This window comes from Stutzerimonas kunmingensis (genome assembly GCF_002929225.1).
Taxonomy (GTDB): Bacteria; Pseudomonadota; Gammaproteobacteria; order Pseudomonadales; family Pseudomonadaceae; genus Stutzerimonas.
The window spans coordinates 67,637-81,417 of the sequence record NZ_PISM01000018.1 but is presented as its reverse complement, the minus strand read 5'-3'; the positions used below and the strand labels follow the sequence as shown (position 1 = coordinate 81,417).

The 13,781-nt window shown below is 56.2% G+C and carries 14 protein-coding genes and 3 pseudogenes; 7 read left to right on the top strand and 10 right to left on the bottom strand.

Features of this window, described 5'->3' with window-relative positions:
- Positions 1-117: 117 nt before the first annotated feature.
- From CW305_RS10865 to CW305_RS10835, 7 genes and pseudogenes are all read right to left on the bottom strand, one after another.
- Positions 118-1,476 (bottom strand): annotated as a pseudogene (locus tag CW305_RS10865) (TonB-dependent receptor domain-containing protein); the annotation flags it as partial.
- A 207-nt stretch (positions 1,477-1,683) separates the two neighbouring features.
- Positions 1,684-2,433 carry a hypothetical protein gene (locus CW305_RS10860; RefSeq protein WP_104097891.1) on the bottom strand — a complete coding sequence of 250 codons (750 nt, stop codon included), beginning with the start codon at positions 2,431-2,433 and terminating at the stop codon, positions 1,684-1,686.
- Positions 2,434-2,469: 36 nt separating this feature from the next.
- Entirely contained in the window at positions 2,470-2,694 is a 225-nt protein-coding gene (locus CW305_RS10855; protein WP_014819208.1) for a helix-turn-helix transcriptional regulator, read from the bottom strand.
- Between the two features lie 88 nt (positions 2,695-2,782).
- On the bottom strand, positions 2,783-3,532 hold the full coding sequence (locus tag CW305_RS10850; RefSeq protein WP_014819209.1) for a hypothetical protein: 750 nt from the start codon (positions 3,530-3,532) through the stop codon (positions 2,783-2,785).
- A gap of 90 nt (positions 3,533-3,622) precedes the next feature.
- On the bottom strand, positions 3,623-4,861 hold the full coding sequence (locus CW305_RS10845; protein ID WP_104097890.1) for a tyrosine-type recombinase/integrase: 1,239 nt from the start codon (positions 4,859-4,861) through the stop codon (positions 3,623-3,625).
- Positions 4,862-5,385: 524 nt separating this feature from the next.
- The gene (locus CW305_RS10840) at positions 5,386-5,592 is read right to left on the bottom strand and encodes a hypothetical protein (RefSeq protein ID WP_197445814.1); all 207 of its coding nucleotides are present in this window, start codon (positions 5,590-5,592) and stop codon (positions 5,386-5,388) included.
- A gap of 68 nt (positions 5,593-5,660) precedes the next feature.
- A complete protein-coding gene (locus CW305_RS10835; protein WP_079329350.1) occupies positions 5,661-6,557 on the bottom strand; it encodes a LysR family transcriptional regulator in 897 nt (298 codons plus the stop codon).
- Between the two features lie 140 nt (positions 6,558-6,697).
- Between CW305_RS10835 and CW305_RS10830 the strand changes: the two genes are divergently transcribed.
- From CW305_RS10830 to CW305_RS10815, 5 genes and pseudogenes are all read left to right on the top strand, one after another.
- Positions 6,698-7,687: a zinc-dependent alcohol dehydrogenase family protein gene (locus CW305_RS10830; protein ID WP_041756905.1), complete on the top strand. Its 990-nt coding sequence runs from the start codon at positions 6,698-6,700 to the stop codon at positions 7,685-7,687.
- Positions 7,688-7,836: 149 nt separating this feature from the next.
- A pseudogene (locus tag CW305_RS10825) lies at positions 7,837-8,148 on the top strand (transposase); the annotation flags it as partial.
- A 111-nt stretch (positions 8,149-8,259) separates the two neighbouring features.
- Positions 8,260-8,598: an inositol monophosphatase family protein gene (locus CW305_RS23215; RefSeq protein ID WP_313263016.1), complete on the top strand. Its 339-nt coding sequence runs from the start codon at positions 8,260-8,262 to the stop codon at positions 8,596-8,598.
- A 101-nt stretch (positions 8,599-8,699) separates the two neighbouring features.
- Positions 8,700-9,026 (top strand): type II toxin-antitoxin system PrlF family antitoxin, encoded by a 327-nt coding sequence (locus CW305_RS10820; protein ID WP_015275815.1) that lies wholly within the window; start codon positions 8,700-8,702, stop codon positions 9,024-9,026.
- Complete coding sequence (locus tag CW305_RS10815) at positions 9,023-9,526, top strand: type II toxin-antitoxin system YhaV family toxin (RefSeq protein ID WP_079329351.1); 504 nt, start codon at positions 9,023-9,025, stop codon at positions 9,524-9,526. The genes CW305_RS10820 and CW305_RS10815 overlap by 4 nt, the downstream gene beginning before the upstream one ends.
- A gap of 650 nt (positions 9,527-10,176) precedes the next feature.
- On the opposite strand, the gene CW305_RS10810 is transcribed toward CW305_RS10815, so the two are convergent.
- Positions 10,177-10,479 (bottom strand): putative quinol monooxygenase, encoded by a 303-nt coding sequence (locus CW305_RS10810; RefSeq protein WP_007182542.1) that lies wholly within the window; start codon positions 10,477-10,479, stop codon positions 10,177-10,179.
- Positions 10,480-10,545: 66 nt separating this feature from the next.
- Here CW305_RS10810 and CW305_RS23985 point away from each other — a divergent pair.
- Both CW305_RS23985 and CW305_RS23980 read left to right on the top strand, forming a co-directional pair.
- Positions 10,546-11,082, top strand: a pseudogene (locus tag CW305_RS23985) (DJ-1/PfpI family protein); the annotation flags it as partial.
- Entirely contained in the window at positions 11,065-11,559 is a 495-nt protein-coding gene (locus tag CW305_RS23980) for a helix-turn-helix domain-containing protein (protein ID WP_376780292.1), read from the top strand. The pseudogene CW305_RS23985 and the gene CW305_RS23980, both read left to right, overlap by 18 nt.
- 260 nt (positions 11,560-11,819) lie before the next feature.
- Here CW305_RS23980 and CW305_RS10800 read toward each other — a convergent pair.
- A protein-coding gene (locus CW305_RS10800) for an IS5 family transposase (RefSeq protein WP_341456006.1) occupies positions 11,820-12,790 on the bottom strand; the annotation gives its coding sequence in 2 pieces (ribosomal slippage) (positions 11,820-12,601 and positions 12,601-12,790; 972 coding nt in all).
- Between the two features lie 195 nt (positions 12,791-12,985).
- The gene (locus CW305_RS10795) at positions 12,986-13,729 is read right to left on the bottom strand and encodes an SDR family oxidoreductase (RefSeq protein ID WP_031310677.1); all 744 of its coding nucleotides are present in this window, start codon (positions 13,727-13,729) and stop codon (positions 12,986-12,988) included.
- Positions 13,730-13,781: the final 52 nt, after the last annotated feature.

Here is a 13,781-nt window from a genome sequence, read left to right as displayed (position 1 = left end):
GACTGACGCGGCGATGCTAAAGATTTACAAACAGCATACATTCGCGTTTTTCATGATCCGTATGGGCGAGAAACAACAGAGCCGGGATGATCCCGGCTCTGTTGTGTCGCCTTCAGGTCAGAAGGTCAGGTTGGCTGACAGCCATAGGCGGCGGCCTTCTTCCACGATACCGGTGGTGGCGGCGCCGGAGTGGCTGTAGTCGGTGCCGTAGGCCGTGCCGTTTGCGCTCCCGCCATTGGAATAGGTGGTGTAGGCCTTGCCGTCGACGAAGTCCTTGTCGAAGAGGTTGTAGATCGTCGCGTTGAGCGTCAGGTTCTCCGTAGCCCGATACGACCCGCCTAGGTGAAACAGCGTGTATGCCTTGGCGTTCTTGCCCAGCGTGTCGTAGATCGACTGGCTGGTGGAGTAGCTGCCGTTGGCGTTAGCGAGATTCTCGTAGCTGGAGGTGAAGCGCGCGCGCTCACCGCGGTACTCGCTCTTCAGCCACAGGCCCAGACGGTCGGTGGTCTGCCAGTCGAGTTTGGCGTTGGCCAGGTGTTCGGGCGTGTTGGTCAGCGGCTCTCCCTGGTTATCGCCACTCTTCTGCTCGCTGTCGGTGTAGGTGTAGTTGGCGCTCAGTTTCCAGGCTGGTGCGAACTGCCAGCTGCCAGCCAGCTCCAGGCCACGGGTCACCGCTTCGTCGACGTTGATCTGCTGCGAGCAGGTGCCGTTGTTGTTGCCTGCGCACAGTGGATCGGTGATCGGGTCGCCGCTGGCGATCTTGTCCTTGAACTTGTTGTGGAACAGCGTGGCGTTGGCGCTGAAGCCGGTCAGGCTGTCGAAATAGGCACCGATCTCGGTACTGGCGGTCGTTTCGGGGTCCAGGTCCGGGTTGCCGATGGTGATGATGGAGCCCTGGCCGGTTACGCCATTGATGCCGCCGTGCAGGTCGTTCAGGTCCGGCGTCTTGTAGCCCTTGCTGATGCCGCCCTTGAGGGTCCAGTTGTCGGTGGTGTTCCAGACCAGGTAAGCCCTCGGGCTGACATGTCCACCAAAGGACTCGTGGTCGTCATAGCGGGCGCCCAGGGTCAGGGCCAGATCATCGCGCAGGCGCCACTCATCTTCGGCAAACAGTGCCCAGGTCTTCTGCTCGAATTCCGTCTGGGCGATGCCATCGGTCATTTCGGCTTTCCACCATTGGCCGCCTACGGTGGCGATGTGCGATTCGCCGATCGGGGCAACCAGCTTGGTGTCGAAGACCAGGTTGGTGGTTTCCAGCTCGCGATCGTCGCCGCCGATTGCCCCGGGTACGGCGGTCGGCGCACCGATGGTGCCGGGAATGGTCCGGCCGAAGGTTTCGGTGGTGTTGTGCATCAGGCTGGAATCCAGCGTGCCGAAGCCGAGGCGGCCGGTGTGGGTCAGGGCGATCTGTTCGCGCTCGAAGCGAAGCTCGTCGTCATAGCCGTTCGCGGCACTAGTGGCCTGAGCGGTTAGTTCAATAATCTATTTTTCATCGCGCCAAGTTTAGCTTTGTGGACTGAGCTGATGATCGATTCAGCCGTTTTGTTCCATTTGAATGGCTTGGCGGAGAGCTCGTTGTCGGACGGCGTTAAGACAAAGCAGGCGGCGGGTTTGGCCATGTGGGTTATTAATCAGTGGCTTTGGAGTCGCGCCAGTATATCGATATGTTGTTAAATAAACGAACTACCCGCTCGGGACACTAGGCCCCGTGTCATCGCTCTTCCTGATTACCGCTTTACCGTAGTATTGATCGCCCGTAGTTGATTTCGGCTGAAAGCCGCGTAGCGCATGGCCTGTAGCCAAATCCCTATCCGGGTTTTTTATCCGGAGGTTATCCGGTCCATATCCGGCTGTTATCCGAGAGTTTTCCGGCAAAAATGCTTTCCTAACCAGGTCAGCAGAGATGAACAACGGTCTTATTGAACCTTTAACCATTCGGCCATCATCGCGGTCTTCAGTCAGGATTGCTGTGTACAGCATGCCTTTGAGTTTGCCCATGTAGTCGTGAAACGATGTGAGGCTTTTGGGGATGGCGAGTGCTGTAAATTTCCAAAACTTATAGAACTCACCACGTTCGGTAACAATGAAGTGCCCCTTCGGTAGTGGTGAACCTGCCTTTCCGCTGTTGGTGTTGCGAATGCGAGTTAGGCCAACGTTGAAAATGGTGTAAGTGCTTTCGTCCGCTATGACGGAGGTGAATTGTAGGGATATCCCTGCATGCTTTGACCTGCCGTAATAACCTGTTTTGTAGCTGCGGTATTCGTATGCTTCTATCTCTAACGCGGTCAGAATCTCGCGCAGGAGAATCGGCGAGTATTTTTTCAGAAAGTCTTGGCCCACTTCTTCCCCGTTGAGCTGGCGCACAACGAGCCGGCCAAACTCGATACTGACTTCGGCTTTGCGGCTAAGCAGCCGGCTAACACGAGAGGTCATAGTTATTCAGGCTCTGATCTGTAGACGCAACGCGGATTACTCCGCATCACGTTCCTTGATCTTGTCAGCGAGCCAGGCGTTCAGCTCGGCGATCACATAGTAGGCGGCAGCCTGACGGGTATCGCTGAATTTGATGGGTTTCGGGAACGTCGGGTCTTTTTTGCGCAGCTTGTCCAGCCCGGAGCGGGTCTGGCCGATGACCTTGCAGACTTCGGGCTGGGGAATGAGAGCTTGGTCAATCGTGGGGTGGGTAGGGTGCATCTGAGCGCCTCCGTATGGGTTACGGGGCGTACTTTCGGACGACTGACTAGACCCGAATCTACTAGACCGCCAGACCTAATTTCTGGGTCTAGCGCGAAATCCTTTCTTTGCGAAATAGGTTCCACGCACTGATGAATACTTTGGTCTTGTCACTATTTTTCTGCAGAGCACCATGAAAGATTTGACCTGGGATGGTCATGCCTAAGTGCTTAAGCCACTGCCAGCACGCATCTCTAGCTCCAGGCAAACCCGTTTTTTGCTCTGATAACCGACCAGTTGTGTGCTCTTGCTGCTCTCTAAACCACTGACGAATAAATACCAAGCGGTCTTCGGATATGGAGCTTCTCGGCGCAGAAATTTTTTCTGTCTGAACCTGGCTTTGAGCTGCTTTTCCGTCCTGGTCAGGCTTGAGGAACGATGCCAATCGTTTTATATCGCCTGGCCTGAAAAGGAATGGTCTGCCCTCTTGGTTCGTCAGTGTCCAGGAGTGAACGTGCGATTGCTCTAATTCATCTCGTTCCGAAAGTAGGACCGCCATCCCTGTCACGTCGATCCCGCCGCTTTTATGTGGTTCAAATGCCTGGTAGGCACAGACAGGGGAGTCGACTTGGCAATGCTCTATGCCGATGACCTGCTGCATAACAAATCTAGTTCCAATTCTCGGCGCGATGACGCCTTCGAGCGTAGCGCAGTCGATGTAAACAGGTGTCGAATAACGCTCGCACAACTCCATAAGTGCGCTGTCGGGCAGAGGATGCGGAGCCTCGGTCAGCTGGCATAACCACTGGCATGCCATACCGAGATCTATGTACTCCATGGAGTTGAAAAACCTTTCCATATCTTTGCTCTTCGGGTCTACCTGCTCTGAATACGTTGGCGGACAGGAGTGGGCTGCTTTAAGACACGGCCTAGACCAGCCGCTGAACCGTTACGCTCGCTTGAGCTCCACTACGTTGCCACTAGCTAGCTTGTCCATATGATCGGCATACCACTGCATCATTACCTTGCGCTGTTCCAGATAGGTACTCTTGTCATAGACGCCCCGCACCCCTTCCTTAACGTGGGAGAGCTGGGCCTCGACGTGCTGCGAGTCGAAGCCGTTTTCGTTGAGGATGGTACTGGCCAGATGGCGAAAGCCGTGGCCGGTCTGTCGGCCTTCGTAGCCCAGGCGACGTAAAGCCATCAGGAACACGGTATTACTGCGTGGCTTGGTTGTGTTGCCTCGGCCTGGAAACAGCAGCGAATAGTTGCCGGTGATGTTTTGCAGCTCGCGTAAGAGGGCGACTGCTTGAGTAGGCAGTGGCACTAGATGGTCGCGGCGGCGCTTCATACGCTCGGCGGGGATCAGCCAGAGGCCAGCATCGAGATCAAACTCCGCCCAGTGTGCCTCACGCAGCTCGGATGGTCGGCAGGCGAGCATCGTCAGCAGTTGCAGGCCTATGCGGACATCGGGTGCATGGGGGTAGGAGCGAATGGCCCTGAGCAAAGCGGGCAGTTCCTCAAGGGATACGTGGGCAAAATTCTCCACCGGTTTGGTCAGTAGAAATTTGTGCAGCCCTTCGAGCGGGTTGTGCGTCGCTCTGCCAGTGACGCGAGCTAGGTCATATATCTCTCGGCACATGCCACGTACCCGGCTTGTCTGCTCAATGATCCCGGTCTGCTCCATGCCACGCAGGAACTCCATCCACTCCATTGGCAAGATGCCGGTGTAAGCCCGTTTGCCGAACACGGGGAATACATGCTTCTCAAGCGCGCCGATGGTGCGAACTGCCGTACCTTCGGACCAAGTCTTGCACTTGGTTGCGTGCCACTCGCGTGACAAATGTTCAAAGGAGCTATTGGCGGCTTCAAGCTCAGCTGCTTTCTTGGCACGCTTGGTTGCCATGATGCTGCCACCTTTAGAGGTGCCGTCTCGTAGCTCACGGGCTTTTCTGCGGGCCTGTTCACCAGTCAGTTGATGATCGCCAGTGCCATAGCCGCCCAGCCCCAGCCATGACCATTTGCCGTCCGTTTTCTTGTAGCGCAGCTGCCAGGACTTCGAGCCATCCGGCTTCACGCGGAAATACAGCCCGTCGCCATCCAGCTCCCGGTATTCCTTTGCTTCCGGTTCCAGGCCGGCGAGTACGGTATCGGCCAGGGGGCGGCGTTTGATCTCGCTACGCTTCATGCCTGTATCCCTTTGGTTCAAATTTATTCAAAGGATACACAGAGGGATACACGAAGGGCAATGGTGTGTGGGTGCGTTGGGGGACGTGTAGATACAAGAAACCCCGCACTGGGCGGGGCTTCTAAGGGTGTTTCCAGTCATGTGGGAACATGTGGAAACTTGCATTTGGTGGAGCCGGGGGGATTTGAATCCCAAACTTCAATATCCCGGCCAAATCAAGGCTTCAGCGCATTATGCAAGAAACCTTGATTTGTTGGATTGCTCACAGTGAGCGCGAGTATATGAACCTTTCGAGCCTTGTCAAGCATCGCAGTCACCTATCTGTGAGAGTGGCTTTGCGTGCGTTGGCGAGTAGAGCTGCCCGCAGTCGGTTGGGTTTAGGCTGCGTTGAAGCCAAACGCTCCTGAGTTTGAAGTTACCAATGATCTAGGGAGGCGTCTTGGGTTTCTAAGGTGTTCCCGTTGGCACCCGATCATAATCACCTCAACTCAATTTACGGTCTTATTTTGACTGCGGTTTGAGGTTCATGGAGCAGGATTGCCTGGTGTGATTCCAGGTTTCAATCGCGAGGTGCGAAAATGGATGGGGCGATTCACCCGCTCCTGGATCAGGCGGTCCAGCACCTTATGGACCTGCGGCCCCAGGCCAACGAACACGGCATCCTTCAGTTCTTCGACTTCCGCCGCGAAGTGCTCCAGCAGGTACTTCCTCAGCAAGGGGTGCTTGGTCATATCCGGTGAGCCACGGTAATCGTCGTCCTTTACGAATACCGGATAGCGCAGACATTGATTTTCGTGCGTTAGAGAGGGCCTCGCTGCCCAAAAGCCTCACGCGCAAACTCCAAGAAGCTGCGCAGCTTTGGAGTCATTCTTCGGTCAGGGGTATAGAGGATGTGCATTGCGGTATTCGGCACGGGGTACTGCGGCAACAGACGCACCAGTGTCCCATCGCGCAGTGCATCGCTAACCAACTCTATCGGCTGTAGAACCACACCTAGACCAGCTACAGCCGCTGCCAGCAGTGGATCACCTTGATTGATCGTTAATTTGCTTGTAATAGGAACATCTATACGCCCCTCCGGGCTGTCGAAGCTCCAGTGTGAGCGGCCATCAGAATAGGTAAACCCCAGACACTCCTGCTGCTGTAGATCCCACGGATTGATGATGGGAGGGCGACGTGCAAGATAGGACGGCGCAGCGCATAAAACCATCTGATAGGGCTCCAGTGGCACTGCCTTCAACCCACTGCTCACCAGCTCGCCGATGCGAAATACCACGTCGTAACCATCATCAACGATATCGACCAGTTCGTTCGATAACGTTAGGTCAACAGACACCTGAGGATACCGAACCATGTATTCCAGCAGGCGTGGCGAAAGCGTGCGAATTCCGAACGTGACCGGCGCGTTGATGCGAAGGCGGCCGCTTGGTGTGCCCCGAGTGAGGGCGGCCAGGTTCTCGGCAGACTGCATGTCTGCAAGGATCAGTTTTGCTCGCGGGTAGAACGCCCTGCCGAAGTCGGTGAGGCTTTGCCTGCGCGTAGTCCGGTGCAGCAGGGAAACACCCAGATGTTGTTCGAGCATTTTCACCTGTTTCCCTACCAATTGAGGGGACAGATTCAGGTCGTCCGCAGCGGCGCTGAATGAACCCAGCTCAACTGTTTTGACGAACGTGGCCATCTGGGTCAGGCGATCCATTATAAACACTCTGTTTCTAGTAATGCGCCATCGTAGGCCTTTATCTAGCGCCAACCAATGACTAAATTTTCGTCACCTTTCGAGTGCCCGGATACCTTCCGGATGTACGTCGAGGCCCATTGATAAACGAGATATCTATGATGGCACGCATTGTCAGAATTCATGAATACGGTGACGCCAGCGTTCTGAAGCTGGAAGATCTGGAAGTATCGGCACCAGCAGCAAACGAGGTGCAAATTAGTGTTAAAGCCATTGGCTTGAACCGAGCCGAAGTGATGTTCCGCAATCACGCATACCTACAAGAAGCGGAGTTCCCCAGCCGCTTAGGCTACGAGGCCGCAGGCATCGTAACGGCAGTTGGGAGCGACGTAACCGAGATCACGATTGGTGACTCGGTCGCTCTGATCCCACCTCTGGATATTGCTCGCTGGGGCACCTACGGCGAGTTGGCCAATGTACCGGCCCACCTGGTGGTAAAGAGCCCTGAGAACTTGTCCTTTGAAGAGGCTGCGGCGTCTTGGATGCAGTACGTCACCGCCTGGGGGGCATTGATTGAACAGGCGAAGCTACGGCAGGGCGATTTTGTCATCGTTACCGCCGCGTCAAGCAGTGTTGGCTTAGCCGCCTTCCAAATGGCTCGTATGGTCGGCGCCACATCGATTGCGATCACTCGAACTCACGCGAAGAAGCAAGCCCTACTTGATGCAGGCGCTGCGCATGTCATCGTCAGCGATGAAGAGGATATCGTCGAGCGTGTTATGACGATAACTGCCGGTCAAGGCGCTCGCGTTGTATTCGATCCTGTAGGCGGGCCGTCCTTTGAACCTCTCACGCAGAGCATGGCGCGGGGCGGAATTTTGCTGGAGTACGGCGCACTTAGCTCTGAACCGACACCATTCCCACTGTTTACCGTGCTGGGCAAAAGCCTGACTTTGAAGGGCTATATCTACGCAGAGATTGTGGCCGACCTTGAAGCCCTAGAGAGAGCAAAGGCTTTTATTCTGCAAGGGTTGAAGTCCGGTACGTTGCGCCCGATCATCGCAAAGACATTCGCACTTAGCGACATCCAGGATGCCCATCGTTTCCTTGAAGCCAATCAGCAGATCGGCAAGATCGTGGTAACTGTCTGACCAGCAATTATGGGGCTGAGAGCGTAATCCTTCGGCCCCGATTCAAGCCAGCCCTGATGACCGCTATTGGCCGATTCTGTTGAAAAAGTAGCTGCTCCCCCCATGCTGTTGGCAGAATTGCTCTGTCAGCTAGCGCGGGGGCGAACAGCATGATGGGACAGTTACCAGGAGGACAGCAGTGCCTGTTCTACTCGTTCAATCTGGAAGACCACGTTCCGCCCCAACACCTCTTACGCAGCATCGACCAGTGCCTGGATCTCAGCGATCTGCGTGCCTACCTGGCGGATTTCTATAGCCCCATCGGGCGCACCTCGATTGACCCGGAATTGATGGTGCGCATGCTGGTCGTCGGCTACTGCTATGGCATCCTTTCCAAACGGCGATCGTGAGAAGAGGTGCACTTAAACCTGGCCTATCGCTGGTTCTGCCGACTGGGCTTTGAGGATGAAGTACCCAATCACTGGTGATTCCGACTGCGTCGCATGGGCAAAAGGGGCACCGTGTGTGCTTCGCAATGGGAGCCCCATTAAAGCGACACTCGCCAAAAAGAATGGAATCAAGACAGCAGAGTTATGGTCAGCACTGCGGCAACGAACAAGCCCGAAATCAATTCTGAATTGTGCTCACCAGGTTGCTTTGTGGCGATGCCCAGCATCGCCTATCGGTTGGCACGAGTCTCAGCAGGTGATGGGGATGCAGGCGTATCGCTTGTGCCGGTTTCAGCACACGATGTGGCTGCAGGTCATGCGCTGCTAATTGGCGCAGGGGGTGTGCTGATTGACCAGGATGGGAACAGCATCACTTATATCACTGAAGCCGACATGCAGACAGTATCTCGGAGATGTTTTGGCGGCACCTCAGAAGCATGTAAGACGCTGGTTACCCGCAACTGGAGCATGGTATTCAGCTAGCCCATTGCTCGACTATCGCCTCAGCTCAGACAATGCAACCGCATTGACAAGGTAATGCATCCGCATTACCTTGAAGCAACTCACACGAGCCGGAGCAAGTCATGGCCAGAGCACTTGAAGTCGAATCCACCCTTACCGACCGCTATCAGACGACGGTACCAGAAACGGTTCGCCGCGCACTTCAGCTAAACAAGCGCGACAAAATCCATTACTCGATTCGCCCCAGCGGTGAGGTCGTGCTGAGCCGTGCTGAGCCCACTGAGGATGACCCGGCAATCGGCCAGTTTCTCAGCTTTCTTGCACATGACATCGCAGCGAACCCTCAGCACCTGCGAGCCATAGATTCAGATCTCGTGGCACGCATTCATTCGCTGGTCGATAGCAACGATATAGATCTGGATGCCCCGCTGTCGGCAGACGATGAATGAGCCAAGACCAAGGTAAGCCACTGGTTGCTCATGGCTGGACAGTATTTGCGCACCCCTTGTTTCTGGATCAGCTCGAAACCCTCATTCAGCAAGTTGAGCTCTCAAAACAAAAAGACCCCGTGGGTTATCGCAAGAATAATGCAGCCAAGCGGCTGGCAGCCATCACCAAGCTGGCTTTTGACGTTATCCCACAAGACCCGAGCAAGCCCGAATACCGCCAAGGTGGCACATTGGGCGAGGAACATAAGCACTGGTTCCGTGCCAAGTTTTTTCAGCAGTATCGGCTGTTCTTCCGGTACCACGGCCCAAGCAAGGTAATCATCTTGGCGTGGGTTAATGACGAAGACACCAAGCGTGCCTATGAGAGCAGCGATGACGCCTACAAGGTGTTTCGAAAAATGCTCGCAAGCGGACATCCACCTGACTCGTGGGATAAGCTGCTGAATGAAGCCACGCAGGAAAACGCACGATTAAATTCGGCCGCCAGCTCGGTCAACTGAGCCCCCAACAAGCTGCCGGTTCAAATCCCTATCGAGGATTTGAACCCAGAACATCCTTCCCGCACCGCGCGGCGCCTTTAAACTGGAAATCGTTTTGGTTGCGCTCTTGACGGAAGGCTCAAGGTTCCTATATTGCTTAACGGCTGAGTGAAATCCTACAAATCAGTTTTCAGAGACCAAGTGCCTGAAACGCTGATTTGAGCTGGGTATTTTTGTCTTTGGATTCAAATCCCCCCGGCTCCGAGCCCCCGCAGGAGTTCGAATCGTTACGTACGAACCCCCAGAAACCCTCACTAGCCCGCACGGCCCGATGCTAGGTCGTTGATTTTCAACAAACCGCTCTATCGGTCCGCGCTTGCGGACTGCGGACTTTCGATTGGCCGGAAATCTGGCTCGCCCAGACGGCTCTCGGTACCGACACGTTGCAAACAGTCGGTACTTCTCGATAACTACCCGACGAATCGGAACATCACAGCCAGCCCTGATGTTGCCCCTGCTTGCTGACGCAGCTTGGAAGTTCTGGCTGCAATATTGCCCCCCATCGCTGTGGAAAGTAGCTCCCTGGGCAAGTGCAATCGAGGGGGGGATCGCTGCGTAGAGCTTGTGACCCCCATCCTGCAGCGTGACCTGATTGGGTCAAGGCCGGGTTGTCATGCAGGCAGTTTGGCTGCAAGCAGTTCGACCTTCTCGATATTGGGCGGAGAACTGAGCAAGGTCGCGGCGTTGGCCATCAAGGCCGCGGCGATCTGGCCGTTCAGATGTGCTTGGCGACCTGCCTCATCGGCAAAGGCATCGAACACACCGAACGTCGAAGGGCCAAACTTCAATGCGAACCAGGCAGTGGTGCCGGACTCTGCGTTGGCGAGTGGCAGTGCGCTGGCCAGGAAGTCGGCAAGCGCAGCCTCCTGGCCGGGTTTGGCTTCGAGGCGAACAAACAGGGCGAGCTTGGTCATGCTGTAATCCTTGGGGTAAATGGAAAAGTGGGTGAAGGGATCGACGAGACAGCAGCCTAAGTCTTCATGATAGACATCTCTATAGGCAATAATGACAACATTGATATCATTGTTGCCATGAAAATCCACATCCTTGTTTGTGATGGCGTGTTTGATCTGGGGCTTGCGGCCCTGACTGACACCCTTGGCTTGGCCAACGCAATGGCGGGCTCGCTGCCACAGGCTCCCGCGCCCATCGAGATCACGCTGGTGGCCGTGCGGCGTCGCATCCGGACTGCGCAAGGCTTGACGGTCCCCGTGGTCACTGCGCGTGGTGTGCCAGAACCAGACGTCGTGCTCGTGCCCGCGTTTGGTGACAAGATGCCTGACACGCTCTCGGCTCGGCTCACACGCCCCGACGTGCCCGATGCGGTCGCGGCGCTACAGCAGTGGTCCACCGCTGGCGCGCACCTTGGTGCCGCTTGCTCCGGTAGTTTCTTGCTTGCAGAGAGTGGCCTGCTTGATGGGCATCGTGCGACGACGTCATGGTGGCTGGGGCCGATGTTTCGGCAGCGCTATCCGAACGTCACGCTGGACGAGTCACGCATGATCGTGAACTCGACACGCTTCACTACCGCGGGTGCCGCTTTGGCCCACGTCGACTTGGCCTTGCGCATCATCCGGGAGCGCAGTCCGGCGCTGGCGGCCCTGGTGGCACGCTATCTGCTGGTCGAGGCACGCAGTTCGCAAGCCGAGTTCGTGATTCCCGACCTCCTTGCGCATGCCGACCCGATGGTGGAGCGCTTCGAATGCTGGGCCAGACGTCGGCTCGCGAAGGGGTTCTCGCTGGCCGAAGCGGCCTGCGCCGCGGGCACAAGCGAGCGCACCTTGGCGCGGCGGCTGCAAAGCGTTTTGGGCAAGACGCCGCTGTCGTATTTCCAGGACCTGCGCGTGGAGCATGCCGTCCATCTCTTGCGCACCGGAAACGCGAGCGTCGACCAGGTCGCCGCACAGGTCGGGTACTCGGATGGGGTGACCCTGCGGGCCCTGTTGCGCCGCAAGTTGGGCCGGGGTGTCAGGGAGTTGCGACGCGGTGGATGACCAGAGGCGTTTGGTGTATGTACGGCTGGAGACCACCGGGAAACTGACGCAGGCCAAACGGCGCATTTGGACCTGATAAAACTACTGCGCCACGTTATTTGAACTGGTTTGCTAGGGATGGTCTGAAGTAGCCCGGCATTGCCCGCCAACTTCAGTCTTCGCCGATTTTGAAAGGCCCCCTCGATCAGGATCGACCAGATTGCCCGCTCATTTCCTCGCTTTTGGCCGCCGCAAGCCTCTCACGGCGGCCATTACCCACATTACAGACGCACCTCTCCTGCGCTACTCAGTAAATGTCGGCGAGCCATCCACAGATTCGATAGCGCAAACAGCGTCACCATCTGAGCCGCATTCTTAACAAGGCCACGAAAGCGCACCTTGGTGTAACCGAACTGGCGCTTGAGTACCCGAAACGGATGCTCCACCTTTGATCGCGTCTGCGCCTTGGCCCGCTCGATACGGCGCAGTGCCTTGTACAGGACGCTACGCTTGCCATATTTCTCATACGTACTGCGTCGCGCCGCAATCTGCCAGATCACCTGACGGCCCTCATGCTCGCTGCGCTTCTCGACACCGGTATATCCCGCATCTGCAGCTACCATGTTTTCCTCGCCGTGCAGCAATTTGTCGACCTGGGTAACGTCGGCAACATTGGCCGCCGTGACGTGAACGTGATGCACTAGGCCTGACTCAACATCAACGCCGATATGCGCCTTGGCACCAAAGTAATACTGGTTACCTTTCTTGGTCTGGTGCATTTCTGGATCGCGTTTGCCTTCCTTATTCTTGGTCGAGCTCGGCGCATGGATCAGCGTGGCATCGACGATAGTGCCTTGGCGCAACGAAAGCCCGCGATCGCCCAAATAGCCGTTGATAACGCCAAGGCTGCCAGCAGCCAACTCGTGCTTCTCCAGCAGGCGGCGGAAGTTGAGGATAGTGGTTTCGTCCGGGATACGTTCCAAGCTCAAGCCTGCAAACTGGCGCAGGATGGTCGTTTCGGACAACGCTTCTTCCATCGCCGGATCGCTATAGCCGAACCAGTTTGCAGCAGATGCACGCGTAGCATCGCCAGCAACGGATAGGACGGGCGACCTCCTTCTCCCTTGGGGTAGTGAGGCTCGATCAGGGCAATCAAGCCCTTCCACGGCACTACCTGATCCATCTCGATCAGGAACAACTCGTTGCGAGTTTGCTTGCGCTTGCCGGCGTACTCGGCGTCGGCGAAGGTCATCTGCTTATTGGGATACTCAGCCAGCGGGATCAACGTATTTCACCAGAAGGAGGAGGTCTTTTTCAGAGTTTCCCTAGCTATCTAGGCGCAAGGCCTTCATCAGCCCACCACCCGACAGCGATTCAGTTACGTTGCTCACAGCTTTTTACTCCAGATAAGCGGAGCCTGACGCCGAAGAGACAGGCCCTCAACTCATTAGAACTCCTGCACGGTTGGGCGCAGAACGATCTCGTTAATATCCACGTCAGCAGGCTGCTCAATTGCGAAGGCGATAGCTCGAGCGACCGATTCGGCGGGAATTGCATGCTTGTAGAAGTCCACCACGAAATCGCGGCTCTGTTGGTGGGTGCTGCCGAATTTCAGTTCGGAGTCCACGGCGCCCGGTTCGATAGTCGTGGTGCGGATGCTGCCACCGACTTCGTGACGCAGTCCTTCGGAGATAGCCCGCACAGCAAACTTGGTGCCGCTGTACACGGTGCCACCTGGGCTGAACACCTTCAGGCCTGCAACCGATGCGATGTTGATGAAGTGACCACTGTTTTGTTTCTGGAAGACTGGCAATGCAGCCGCGACTCCGTACAGCAGACCCTTGATGTTGATATCGATCATGCGATCCCACTCGTCAGTGCGAGCATCGCTGAGCGGTGCAATCGCCATCAGTCCGGCATTGTTGACCAGTACATCAATGCGACCGTAGGTGTCCACGGCACCTTGAATGAGCGTTTTGACCTCTTCCTGAGAGGTAACATCGGTCTGATACGCGATTGCCTGACCACCTGCATTGGTCAGCTCAGCCACCAGTGCGTCGAGTTTATCTTTGCGACGTGCAGCCAGCACTACGCGAGCGCCAAGCGCAGCAAGGTGGCGCGCAGTAACCTCACCCAGGCCGCTACTGGCACCGGTGATAACGACAACTTTTCCAGAAATGTTATTGCTCATGCTGAGAACCTCATCGGCGGGTTTGTACTTCGCCATGGCTGGTTAACCTGGC